Source organism: Chloroflexota bacterium, assembly GCA_020850535.1.
Classification (GTDB): domain Bacteria; phylum Chloroflexota; class UBA6077; order UBA6077; family JACCZL01; genus JADZEM01.
In genome coordinates this window covers 48123-60497 of the sequence record JADZEM010000186.1, presented here as the reverse complement: position 1 = coordinate 60497, position 12375 = coordinate 48123, and the positions used below count along the sequence as shown (strand labels likewise).

8 protein-coding genes are annotated in these 12375 nt (G+C 69.2%); 6 read left to right on the top strand and 2 right to left on the bottom strand.

Translation table 11 applies throughout. The features are described 5' to 3' along the window. Window positions 1–618: 618 nt before the first annotated feature. Window positions 619–1851 (bottom strand): glycosyltransferase family 4 protein, encoded by a 1233-nt coding sequence (locus tag IT306_26280; GenBank protein ID MCC7371951.1) that lies wholly within the window; start codon window positions 1849–1851, stop codon window positions 619–621. On the opposite strand from IT306_26280, the gene IT306_26275 reads away from it, so the two are divergent. The 6 genes from IT306_26275 to IT306_26250 all read left to right on the top strand — a co-directional run bounded on the left by IT306_26275 (window position 1828) and on the right by IT306_26250 (window position 11054). Then, window positions 1828–3075 (top strand): glycosyltransferase family 4 protein, encoded by a 1248-nt coding sequence (locus tag IT306_26275; GenBank protein ID MCC7371950.1) that lies wholly within the window; start codon window positions 1828–1830, stop codon window positions 3073–3075. The genes IT306_26280 and IT306_26275 overlap by 24 nt on opposite strands. Before the next feature lie 119 nt (window positions 3076–3194). Beyond that, window positions 3195–4133, top strand: coding sequence for a flippase-like domain-containing protein (locus IT306_26270; GenBank protein MCC7371949.1), 939 nt, complete (start codon window positions 3195–3197; stop codon window positions 4131–4133). 49 nt (window positions 4134–4182) lie between these two features. After that, complete coding sequence (locus tag IT306_26265) at window positions 4183–5892, top strand: ABC-F family ATP-binding cassette domain-containing protein (protein ID MCC7371948.1); 1710 nt, start codon at window positions 4183–4185, stop codon at window positions 5890–5892. Between the two features lie 631 nt (window positions 5893–6523). After that, the gene (locus IT306_26260; GenBank protein MCC7371947.1) at window positions 6524–7882 is read left to right on the top strand and encodes a DUF1800 domain-containing protein; all 1359 of its coding nucleotides are present in this window, start codon (window positions 6524–6526) and stop codon (window positions 7880–7882) included. A gap of 101 nt (window positions 7883–7983) precedes the next feature. After that, window positions 7984–9360, top strand: coding sequence for a DUF1501 domain-containing protein (locus IT306_26255; protein ID MCC7371946.1), 1377 nt, complete (start codon window positions 7984–7986; stop codon window positions 9358–9360). A gap of 413 nt (window positions 9361–9773) precedes the next feature. After that, on the top strand, window positions 9774–11054 hold the full coding sequence (locus IT306_26250; GenBank protein ID MCC7371945.1) for an MFS transporter: 1281 nt from the start codon (window positions 9774–9776) through the stop codon (window positions 11052–11054). Window positions 11055–11365: 311 nt separating this feature from the next. On the opposite strand, the gene IT306_26245 is transcribed toward IT306_26250, so the two are convergent. Then, a complete protein-coding gene (locus IT306_26245; protein ID MCC7371944.1) occupies window positions 11366–12310 on the bottom strand; it encodes an LLM class flavin-dependent oxidoreductase in 945 nt (314 codons plus the stop codon). Between the last annotated feature and the right edge of the window lie 65 nt (window positions 12311–12375).

Here is a 12375-nt window from a genome sequence, read left to right as displayed (position 1 = left end):
GGACGCCGCTCTGCGGCCCACCCCGAATCAGCAATGGTTCCCGCCCGATTCGACGGCTGCCGACCTCCTGCAACCCTCAACATGGCCCAGCACCATCAGAACTGCCACTTTTCGGCCGGGCTTCTAGTGGTCTGTCAGTCGTAACCTGCCGGGTTGGATCTCTGCCGACGCTTCACCGTCATCGCGAGCGAAGCGACCCGTTCGGCACGCTCAGGGCAAGCCTGAGGCCCCTCCCCCCAGGGCGATGGCATGTTCATTGGTGTACCCGGAGCATCATGGAACGGGCGGTCGGGGACTGAAGTCCCCGCCTACACGCATGCCGTCGCTGCGCGACGGACACCGGGAACGGCAGGCACTGGTGCGACTGGCGCGTCGCGCAGCGACTGCAGGATGGTAGGCGGGGCTTTCAAGCCCCGACGAGGCGGCACGACGACATCAACATGCAATCGCCCTGACGACCTCCCCCGTCATCCCGAGCGACGTGAGCGTGCGAACGCAGTCGAGGGATCTTCCTCACGCCACAGAAGGAGAAGATCCCTCTCCACTCCGCTCGTGCCTCGCTGCGGTCGGGATGACGACCGGCACTGAGCGACCCTGTGATCGACGCCAGACGAGCCACTAGCCGTCGATGGCGCGCAGCAATGACGCTTCGATCTTGCCAGCGACCGTCGCGCGGTTGAAGCGGTCGAGGATCGTGGCGCGGCCTGCTGCGCCGTGAACAGCCCGTCGTTCAGGGGCGTCCGCCAGCGTCGTGATGGCGGCCGCCAGTGCGGACGGATCGGCAGGCGGCGTCACGATGCCGGCATCGCTCTCGGCTACCAGCCGGGCGGCCACCCCCTCGCCGCTGAAGATCACCGGGCGGGCCATCGCCATCGCTTCGAGGATCCGGACCGGCAACTGCCCCCGCGTCACGGGCATCGGCAACAGCGCACTGACCGAGATGTCCGATGCGGCCAGCAGCGCCCGGATGCGGGCATGCGGCTGGGCCGGCAGCAGCGTCACGTTTGTCAGGCCGCGTGAGGCGAGCGTCTCGGTCACTGCCGCCCTCTGGGAGCCGTCGCCGACGATCAAGAAGTGCACGTCGAGCCGCGCCGCGAGTTGCCCGGCAGCGTCCAGGATGGCGTCGTAGCCGTACACGAAGCTGACCGTCCCGATGCAGGCGACGACCACCTTGTCGGCCAGTCCGAGTTCGGCGCGGACGCGCAGCCGCTCCGACGCGGCAAGCGTCGGGTCGAGGAACGTCGCATCGACGCCGTTCGTCACCAGGTCGATCTTCTCGGCCGGCACGCCGTCGGCGGCGATCTGATCCCGCCAGCGTTCGGTGACCACGATCAGCCGTCGGCTGGCCCGGTACACTCCCCGCTCGAACAGGTGTGCGGCCTGGATCGCCCGCTGGTTCTTGAGCGCGCCAAGCTCGATGGGGACGGCCGGCCAGAGGTCGGAGACGTGCAGGACCATCGGGGCGCGCAGGGCCGCGCTGTAGAGCGCCCCGGTGAATCCGAGGAAGAGCGGCGGGCTCTCGACCAGGATCACGTCGCGCGGCCCGACCGCCGGCAGGGCCGCCAGCGCCGACCCCGTGAACGACAGCTGATTCGCCAGCCGCAGCCCGATCGAGCCGCCGGGCTTCGCGTAGGTCCAGGTCCGTTCGACCTGGATGCCGTCGATCCGCTGGCTCAGGCGGGGCGACCGCCGATAGCGCTCGGGGATGACGCCCGTCGGGTAGGACGGCATCGCCGTCACGACGGCCACATCATGACCACGGTCGCGCAGAAAGCGCGCCGTGCCGCTCAGCCGGGTCTGTGGCGCGCCGACCTCGGGCGGATAGTGATGCGTAAGGATCAGGACGCGCATACTGCTGCCATGCACACGCGCGGGATGATACCGGTCGGCCGGCGGCTTCGGGTCCTGCAGCTCGACCCGAACGCCAACACGCCGCCCTACGACCGCGCCCTGTGCGCCGCCCTGGCCGCCGCCGGCTGCGATGTGACGTTGGCGACCTCTCGCTTTCTCTACGAGAGGCTGCCCGCGCCGCGGGGCTACCGGCTCGATGAGCGCTTCTTTCGGGTGGCCGGGTCTGGGGCGGCCCGACAGATCGGGCTGACCGGCCGGCCGTCCGCGCGGCGCGCGCTGAAAGCCGCCGAGTACCCGCTGAACTGGCTGACGCTGCTGGCCGATCTGCGTCGCCACCCGGCGGACGTCGTTCACATCCAGTGGAGCTTCGAGCCGCGCCTGGATGCGCGTCTCGGGCCGCTGATCCGACGTCGTGGCGTGCCGCTGGTCTACACGGTCCACAACCTCGCGCCGCACGACGCTCCGCCGGCCGTCGCTGCCCGCTACGAGCGGCTGTTCCGGCGTGCCGACGGCCTCGTGGTCCACAGCGAGCGCAGCGCCGCCGCGCTCCGCGACCGTTGGGGCATCGCTCCAGATCGTATCGCCGTCGTGCCCCACGGGCCGCTGCTCCTCGACACGCCGCCGCTCCCGCGTGCTGAAGCCCGCCGTCAGCTTGGCCTGCCGCCCGACGCCGAGCTGATCCTGTTCGCGGGGCTGATCGAGCCGTACAAGGGCCTGGCTGACCTGATCGAGGCGTTCGCTCTGGTGGCTCCTGAGCGCCCATCGGCCCGACTGGTCGTCGCCGGGAAACCGAACGAGCCGTTCGGCCCGTACCGGCAGCGGCTCGAAGCGCACGGCCTGCTGGACCGCGCCATTTTCGACCTGGCCTTCCTGCCAGAGTCGCGGCTGGCCGCCTACCTCAGCGCCGCCGATCTGCTGGTGTTGCCGTATCGCGAGACGACCGCCAGCGGCATGCTCTTCTCGGCGCGAGGCGTTGCCTGCCCCGTCGTCGCCACCGCCACCGGCGATCTCCCCGAGGTCATCGCGGACGGCGAGAGTGGCCTGCTGGCTCCGCCCGGCCAGCCCGTCGAGCTTGCTGCCGCCATCTCACGCCTGCTGGCCGATCCGGATCTCGCCGCGCGCCTCGGCCTGGCCGGCCAGCAAGCAGCCGCCACCTCCGAGAGCTGGGCGGTTGCCGCCGAGCGTCTGACGACCTTCTACCGACGCCTCGTCGGCGGAGGCTGACGGTCGGGAGTGTGACGTTTCGTACCTTTCGTCGCGGCGCGCCGATCCGGTAGCCTTAGCGCTATGTCGCCCTCGAAGGTCGTACGTGACCACGCCACCGTCGCCGACCGCCCCCAGGCATGCTGCGTCATCCCGCGCTGAGGGCGGCCCTCGCCGTCGTCCTGGTGCTCGGCGTTGGGTACACGCTCTGGCGAAGCTGGAATGACCCGACCCTCGCAGACTACCAGTGGCAGTTTCACCCGCTGCCGGTCGGCATCGCCTTCCTGCTGATGGTGTGTACGTCGATCTCGACGGCGCCACTCTGGCTGATCATCTATCGGGGGCTGGGCGGCAACGTCAGCACGCTCGACGGCTGTCGCATCTTCCTGGTGACGAATATCGGCAAGTATCTCCCAGGCAAGGTGATGCACGCGGCCGGGCGCGTGGCGCTCCTCAGCGAGCGCGGCCAGCCGGCCTCGATTGGCGTCACCAGCGTCCTGGTGGAGCTGGCGCTCTCGCTGCTGGGGGCGGCGCTGGTGAGCGTCATCAGCATCCCGATCCTCTTGCGCGGCCAGGGCATCGCCGAGCACCTGGAGCTGATCGGCTGGGTCTCCTGGCTGGCGTTGCCGGCCGGCCTGATCGGGCTGCACCCCCGCGTGATGGGCCCGATCCTGCGCTTCGCCTCGAAGAAGCTGCCCGGCAAGAACACCGAGCTGTGCACCGACCTGCCGCCCTACCGCGTGATCATCCTGCTGCTCGCCGGGTACGTGGTGCTCTGGGTCACGATGTCGATTGGCCTGTTCGCCACGGCGCACACGGTGGTCGGCTGGGAGACGCTGTCCTGGGCCGACCTGCCGGCCGTCAGCGGCATCGCGGCCCTGAGCTACCTGTTCGGGCTGGCGGTGCCGATCGCGCCGGCCGGGCTGGGCGCGCGTGAGGGATTGATGACGGTCTTGCTCACCGCCATCGGCATGCCAGCCCCCGCCGCCGCCGTCACCAGTATCCTGTACCGCATCGTGTCGGTGTCGGCTGAGCTGGCGTCGGCCGGGCTGTCGGCGGTCCTCGCTCGCGGACGGTAGACCTCGCGGACCAGTTCGCGCCAGTCGGCGCAGAAGGCTGACGTGGACCATGGCGATTGTGGTGCAAGACCTTGACTACGAGCACCCTGGCGGCGGCCTGCTCTTCAGCGGCGTCTCGTTTCGGATAGGCGACCGCGAGCACGCCTCGCTGGTCGGCGTCAACGGCGTCGGCAAGAGCACGCTGCTGAGGCTGCTGGCCCGTGAGCTGCAGCCGAGCAACGGCGCGATTCAGATCGACGGTCGGCTGCAGTACATGCCGCAGCAGGTACATCGCGGTGATGCTGACGCCACGGTCCGCGAGTTGCTGGCCTACGTCTCACCCGAGCCGCTCCGAACGCACGCCCTCGAGCTGATCGACGCCGAGCGCGCCCTGATGTCGGATGCCTCGGACGACGCCGGCGTGCGGTACGCCGACGCCATCGCCCACTGGGGTGAGGCTGGCGGCTACACCCTGGAAGGGCTGTGGGATCGCTGCACGGCGTCGGTCCTCGGGCAGACGCTGGATCAGGCCGCCGATCGCCCCGTGCGTCAGTTGTCGGGCGGCGAGCAGAAGCGGCTGGCGCTCGAAATGCTGCTGACCTCCGACTGCGAAAACCTCCTGCTGGACGAGCCAGACAACTTCCTGGACATCGTCGGGAAGCGCTGGCTGGAGCGGCAGCTCAACGCGCTCAACAAGACGGTTCTGCTGGTCAGCCATGACCGTGAGCTGCTGGTGCGCGCCACACGCAAGGTCGTGACGCTTGAAGGACACGGCGCGTGGGTGCATGGCGAGTCGTTCGGCACGTACTACGAGGCCCGTGAGGCGCGCCAGGAGCGGCTCGAAGAGGCGTTGCAGCGCTGGAACGACGAGGAGCGCCGGCTGTTCCAGTACTTCCGCACCATGAAGATTCGGGCGGCATCGAGCGACGCGAACGCATCGCGGGCGGACGCTGCTGAGACCCGCTGGCGGAAGTTCGTGGAGGCCGGCCCGCCGACGCCGCCCGTTCGCAACCAGCGGATTCGGATGCGGCTGCGCGGCTCGGACTCGGGCCGCAAGGTGCTGGAGTGCACCGGCCTGGAGATCGACGGGCTGATCCACCCGTTCGACCTGCTGATCCGCCAGGGCGAGCGTGTCGCTGTCCTCGGGCCGAACGGCACGGGCAAGTCGCACTTCCTGCGGCTGGCGGCAGGCGAGCCGGTCAGGCACTCCGGCATGCTGCAGTACGGTGCGCGCATCAAGGTCGGCTATTTCAGCCAGTTGCACGAGCATCCGGAGTGGCGCGGGCTGACGGTGCTGGAGATCCTCCAGCGCGCGGACATCTCGCTGTCGTCCTCGATGGCGATCCTGGCCCGCTACGAGCTGCAGCCGTGCGCCCAGCAGCGGTTCGAGACGCTGTCGGGCGGGCAGCAGGCGCGCCTGCAAGTCCTGTTGCTGGAACGGGCTGGCGCGAATCTCTTGCTGCTGGACGAGCCGACCGACAACCTGGATCTCGACTCGTCGGAGGCGTTGGAGCACGCCCTCGACGAGTTCACGGGCACGGTGGTCGGCGTGACCCACGACCGCTGGCTGATGCGCTCGTTCGACCGGTTCCTGTTGTTCGACGATGCGGGAGAGGTCAGCGAGGCCCCGGACCTCGACGCGATGCTGCCGGTCCTGGCCGGCGAGGTCGCGGTGGCCGAGAGCGGCCGGCGGCTCAAGCGGCTGACGCTCGCCCCGCCAAAGGCGCAGGTGGCGGCGACCCCTGCTCGCCGCGAGAAGCAGAGGAACCGCCAGCCGTAGCGGCCCGCGTCAGCCGCCCAAGAGACTACTCCAAGAAGCCGCGAATGTAGCGCGGGGGCCTGTCACTCGCCTACCGTTGTGCCAAGGGGCGGGGGACAAGCACCAGAGGCGGAAAGCTCAGCGGCTTGGGCTTTCGAGTGGGGGCAGAGGAGGCAGCGGGCGTCGACGGCCTGCAGGGCGCCCACGATCTACACTACCTGGCCGGCGGCCTGATGCTCGCCAACAGCTACCCTATGCCGACCCTCGCGGAGATCCTCGGCCACGCACCGGCCGTACTCATGAAGGCCCACGTGCATGCGATCCCCCAGCACGTCGTCAGCCGCACACGCAACATGGCCGACGTGCTGCCATGGATCGGCCCGGCAGCGCCCGCCGAGACGCGCCCGGCAGCGCCCGCAGCCGTACATTCAGCCGTACCCACGCCGCTCGCTACTCCTGGTACAAGTACCAACCTGAGGTTTACAGGTTCCTAACCTCCCGGGCAGTTGCCGCCCTCTCTCCTAACCTCCCCTCAACGTTCGTCCTCTCCGGCTGCTAACCCGCATCGCCGTAGACTGGTGGAGACGTTGAAGACACGCGTTCGGCGGCCGTCCAGGCGTCGGCACGCGAGACGGTCTTGGAGGTGCGGGCTGTGGCGGACGGAGACACGCGCAGCCGTGTGGCGCTGCTGCTGCGCCGAGCCGGCTTCGGGGCCAGCCCGAGCGAGCTGGAGCGGTACGTCAAGCTGGGTGTGCCGGGGACGCTGGACGAGCTGCTGCAGCCCGAGAAGGTCGAGGAGGACTTCGACGGCCTCCTCAACAGCCTGAGCGGCCACCTGATCGACCTGCAGAACATCGAAGACGTGCAGACGTGGTGGCTGTACCGGATGGTCCGCAGCCGCCGCCCGCTGGTCGAGAAGATGACGCTCTTCTGGCACGGGCACTTCGCCGTCTCGAACCAGAAGGTGACCAATCCGCTGGCGATGCACGCGCACCTGGCCACGCTGCGCCAGCATAGCCTGGGCAACCTCCGCGACATGCTGATGGCGATCTCGCGCGATCCAGCGATGCTCGTCTGGTTGGACGGCAACACGAACCGCAAGGGCGCGCCGAACGAGAACTACGGACGCGAGTTGCTGGAGCTGTACACGCTCGGCATCGGCAACTACACCGAAGCCGACGTTCGGGCCGCCGCCCGCGCCTTCACCGGCTGGAACCTGAACGGCGCCGAGTTCTTCTTCAACCGCAACCAGCACGAGTTCGGCCCGAAGACGTTCATGGGCGAGACGGCCGACTTCGACGGTGGCGACATTGTGAATATGGTCGTCGGACACAAGGCAACTGCCGAGCGGATCTGCCGCAAGCTGTTCGCGTTTTTCGCCTACCCCAACCCCGAGCCAGCGCTGCTCGGATCGCTGGTCGGCGCGTACCTGGACTCGAGATACGACATCCGGGCCATCGTCGGCGCGATCCTCAGGTCGGACGCCTTCTACTCCGACGAGTCGCGTTACGGGCACGTGAAGTCGCCCACCGAGTACGTGGTCGGGGCCGTCCGGATGCTCGGGGCGCAGGCCCGCGAGCGCAGCCTGATCGCCCTGATGCGCTCGATGGGGCAGGACATCCTCAACCCGCCGAACGTGGCTGGCTGGGCCGGCGGGCGGGCCTGGATCAACCCGACAACACTGCTGGAGCGCTTCAACTTCGCGGCGCGACTGGCGACGGCGCGCGGCGAGCCAAACGACGGCGGCTCGATCGATCCCGTCAAGCTGCTCGGCGACGATGTCAGGCTCGACGACGGCGCAAAGGTCGCCGAGCGGCTGGCGGGCCTGCTCGACATCGAGCTGTCACCTGAGTCGCACGCGGCGCTGGCGGCCTACGTGCAGTCGCCGTTGACCTTCCCGCCCTACGTCACGGGCGCGCCAAACCCGCAGCAGATACAGATGGCGACGGACGCCCGGCTGCGCGGCGCGATCCACCTCGCCGTCGCGAGCACCGAGAACCAGATCGGCTGAGTGAGTCCCCCCTCACCCGCCGATTCACGCCCGTCCGCCCACGATCCACGACCTACGGCCCACGACCTACGACCCACGACTCACACCCAGGAGCGAGCAGCATGGAGCGGCGATCTCGACGCAACTTCCTCAAGGTGAGTGGCGCAGGCGCGCTGACCGTCGGCCTCGCGGCCGGCTGCGCCGCTCCGGCGACGCCGCCGACCGCGACGGCCGCGGCCGCCCCTGCGCCGGCCGCAAAGCCAAAGTCGAAGCCGGCTGAACGGGCCGCCCAGGCTCCGCGGCCGACCGCTCAGCCGACCACCGCGCCGGTCCAGGCCGCACCGCCACCGGCGCCGACCCAGGCCGCCCGGCCGGTCGTGCCGCCGGAGAGCCGCGTCCTGGTCATGGTGCAGCTTGGCGGCGGCGACGATGGCCTCAACCTGCTCGCGCCGTACGGCAACGGCCTGTACTACGACCTGCGCCCAAAGGTCGCCATCGCCCAGAGCGACGTGCTGCCGCTGAATAACGAGTTTGGACTGCATCCCAGCGTCAAGGCGTTCAAGCGCCTCTACGACGAGGGCAAGTTCGCGATGATCCAGGGGGTTGGCTACCCCAACCCCTCGCGGTCGCACTTCCGCTCGATGGACATCTGGCACACCGCCCGCACCGATGCCAACGCCGACCAGGGCTGGCTCGGCGCGTTCATGGCGGAGGTCTACAAGGTCGGGGACAGCCCGTTCCAGTGTGTCAACATCGGGAACGCCATCCCGAAGGCGATGCTCTCGCCTCACGCACCCGCCGCCGCCGTGCAGGACGCGACGACGTTTCAGTTCCTGGCCGACCGCAAGCTGCCGACGGGCAAGGATCCGCTGTTGAAGACGTTCGGGCAGATGTACGCGAAGCCCGGCCGCAAGCTCCCGACGATGGAGCTGGTGTCGGAGGGGTACGGCGCGACGGTCAAGGGCGTCGAGCAACTGGGGGTGTCCACCGAGAAGTATCAGCCGGCCACGCCGTATCCGCAGCATCCGTTCGCCAAAGCGTTGCAGAACGTTGCCCAGATGATCGCCGCGAATCTCGGGACTCGCGTCTTCTACGTGTCGCTCGGCGGCTTCGACACGCACTCCAACCAGAAGCCGGCCCACGCAACCCTGCTGACCCAGGTCTCGAACGGGCTGGCCGCCTTCCAGAAGGATCTGGAGCAGATGGGCAAGGCCGACAACGTCCTGGTCCTCGGGTTCTCCGAGTTCGGGCGGCGGGTCAAGGAGAACGGCAGCGGTGGCACCGATCACGGCGCGGCCGGTCCGATGTTCGCCATCGGCAACGCCGTCAAGCCCGGGCTCTACGGCGAGGTCCCGAGCCTGACCGACCTGGACGACGGCGACCTGCGCCACACGGTCGACTTCCGGTCGGTGTACGCCACGGTGCTGGAGAACTGGTTTAGGACGCCGTCCCAGCAGATCCTGGGCGGCTCCTACGAACGGCTTGGGTTCCTGGGCTAGTGGATTGTCAGTCGTGAACGACCGGGTCGGGTCACTCGACGCTTCCCCCGTCATCCCGAGCAAAGCGACCCATTCGGCAAGCTCAGGGCAAGCCTTGCGAACGAAGTCGAGGGATCTTCCCCTTCGTGGCTATGCGAAGAAGATCCCTCCACCCCGCTCGTTCCTCGCCGCGGTCGGGATGACGGAGGGGTGTGCTCGTTCCTCGCCACGGTCGGGATGACAAGGTTGCTGTGTACCCATCATGTCCAGCATGGCCGAGAACCAGCCCAGAGTGAGCCAGCGCCAACTGCCAGGCCAAACCGCTCCGGGCCGGTGCATCCTGACGTTGACGCGGACGCCGTCGCCGGACCATCCTACCCACGGCGGCAGCGTGCCGGGCGCGTCGGCTGCACTTCAGCGCGGGGAGCTGGCCCTTGGGCGTCGGGTTACCGCGTCGGCCACGCCTGGGTTCACTCGAGCCGTGGCAGCGCAATCAACTCGCAATCGTCTCGGCAGTCGCCGTCGCGTTCTGCGCCTTCGAGCTGAGCAACCCGTTCATCCCGCTCTACATCCGCCAGCTTGGCGTGGAGGACGTCAACGAGGCGGCCTTCTGGGCCGGCATGGTCTCGGGGATCACGCCGCTGCTGGCCGCGCTGATGGGGCCGATCTGGGGGTCCGTGGCCGACAAGTACGGCCGCAAGTCGATGGTGCTGCGCGCGCTGATCTGCATCGGGCTGATGCAGACCGCGACGGCCTTCGTCCCGAACGTCTACTGGCTGTTGGCGGCACGGGTCGTCATGGGGATGTTCGCGGGTTTCACGTCGATGTCGATGGCGCTGGCCATCGCGATCAGCCCACGCGAGCGGATGCCGCAGACCATCTCGCTGGTGCAGGCCGCGCAGATCGCGCCGACCGCCATCGGCCCGCTGATCGGCGGCCCGATCTCCGACTGGCTGGGCCTGCGCGCGGCGTTCATCGTGACCGGCATCATGCTGCTGCTCCCGATCTCGCTGATCGCCCTGACGCTCAACGAGCAACCCGTTGCTGCGCCGTCGGCGGCTCGCTCCGCGTCGAAGGGCGACCCGAAGGACGGCTCACTGTTCCGGCTGCTGCTCCTGCCGGGCTTCCCGGTGGCCGTGGCGATCCTCTTCCTGACCCGGTTCTCGGAGCGCGCCGTCCAGCCGACGATTCCGCTCTATCTGATTCAGCTCGACACCCCGGCGGCCCAGCTCGCGACCATCGCCGGCGTGACCGTCGCCGGCGGCGCCATCGCGGCCACCTGCTCGTCGATCCTCTACGGCCGGTGGGCGCGTCCTGAGACGACCCGGCGTCTGTTGTTGATCGTGCTGAGCGGCGCGTGCGTCGTCGCGGCGGCGTTCGTGCTGGCGCGCGGGTGGCCCGAGGTGCTCGGTTTGCGGATCGTGCTCGGGCTGCTGGCCGGCGGCACCGTCAGCCTTGCCTACACCATGGGCGCGCGGCTCGCACCGCCCGACCGCTCGGCGACCACGATGGCGCTCCTGGCGAGCTGCGGTATGCTCGGGACGGCGACCGCACCGCTGATCTCGGGCGTGATCGCCAGCCAGATCGGGCTCTGGTCGGTGTTCATCCAGACCGCCACGGCCTATCTGCTGGCCGTCGTGCTGCTGGCCCTGCCGGCACTCCGCGAGACGATGGCGACACGTCGCAGCCGCACGGCGGAAGCGAAGTCGTCATAGTTCGACTGCGCGCCACTGGCATCTTAGATTCTGGGTGGACTGTTTGCCGACGAATGCGTCTGACGATGAGTTCGGCGCCGCGTTGCGATCACCACGTGCAAGCAGCCATGTCGTCCTGAACGGACCGAGCTTGCGAGGGAGTGAAGGACCTCACCCGCTGACCGCCGACCTGGGTGTGAGATCCTTCGCGTCGCTCAGGATGAAATAGTGACTCGCAAGTTTTGCACGATGGGTGCGCTTCGTTCGGATCGACCCATCTGCCGCGCGGGGAGAGGCAGCGAGGGCCTCCACCGGTCCGAGGGTGACGGCCGCTACCGGAGCGCTGGCAGCACCGCGTCGCGGAACAGCGTCAGCGTGCGTTGCGCCTGTTCGAACGTCACGCCGGCCGGGAACACCCGGAGCTGCATGTTGGTGACACCGGCCTCGGCGTACGCCCGGATCGCCGCTGCCACCGTCTCAGGCGAGCCGACCAGCTGCATCGGGACCGGCCCGTCCAGACCGTGCGGATCGATGGCCGCTCCGCCGGCTGACACGGCATCGGCGTCCGAGTCGGCCAGTACCAGCAGCCGATTCAGCGCCACCCTGCCGTCATCAGGCGATGTCCCAAGGGCCGCTAACGCCCGCCGATAGTGCCCGATCTGGCGCACCACCAGCGCGTAGGACGAGTGCATCCCGCCGTACCAGGCGTCGCCGTGCCGTGCCGCGCGCTCGGCCGACCGGCCGATCATGCCGCCGACCCAGAGCGGCGGCCCGCCCGGTTGAACCGGCTGCGGCTGGACGGTGCCCGTCAGGCGGAAGCTCGCGCCGGTGAACCCCTCAGCGCCCCTCCAGAGCGCCCGCAGCGCCGACAGCGTGTCGTCCACGAACACGCCAACCCTCGCCGGCGGCACGCCGAACCGCTCGGCCAGGGCCGGGCTGCCCACCCCCGCCCCGACGATCAGCCGTCCGTCGCTCAGCACGTCGAGCAGCGCCGCTTCGTACGCCAGCCGCAGTGGATGGTAGGCCGGGATCACCAGCACGCCGGTCCCGAGCTTCAGCCGCGTCCGCCCGATCAGGCTCGCCAGCACCAGGAACGGCGCCGGCAGATGGATGCGGCCGGCGTCGGCGGAGTACTGCTCGCCAGCCCAGACCGAAGTGAACCCGCTCGCCTCGGCCAACGCCAGCAGCCCGTCGATCTGGGCTGTACGCTGTGCGACCGCCTCGGCCGGCCGCGCGAAGTCGATGGCAAGCCCGAACTCGATGGGACGACGTGGCACGAGACACAGCCCTCCGGTCTGGCCGAATGCGGCCTCGGCGGCGGGATGCGGCCTCGGCATCGGTT

What these genes read in the sequence shown, in the direction of transcription:
- IT306_26270 (MCC7371949.1), top strand. Translation starts at nt 3,195, where the DNA reads ATGCTGCGTCATCCCGCGCTGAGGGCGGCCCTCGCCGTCGTCCTGGTG.
- IT306_26280 (MCC7371951.1), bottom strand. Translation starts at nt 1,851, where the DNA reads ATGCGCGTCCTGATCCTTACGCATCACTATCCGCCCGAGGTCGGCGCG.
- IT306_26275 (MCC7371950.1), top strand. Translation starts at nt 1,828, where the DNA reads ATGCGTAAGGATCAGGACGCGCATACTGCTGCCATGCACACGCGCGGG.
- IT306_26265 (MCC7371948.1), top strand. Translation starts at nt 4,183, where the DNA reads ATGGCGATTGTGGTGCAAGACCTTGACTACGAGCACCCTGGCGGCGGC.
- IT306_26255 (MCC7371946.1), top strand. Translation starts at nt 7,984, where the DNA reads ATGGAGCGGCGATCTCGACGCAACTTCCTCAAGGTGAGTGGCGCAGGC.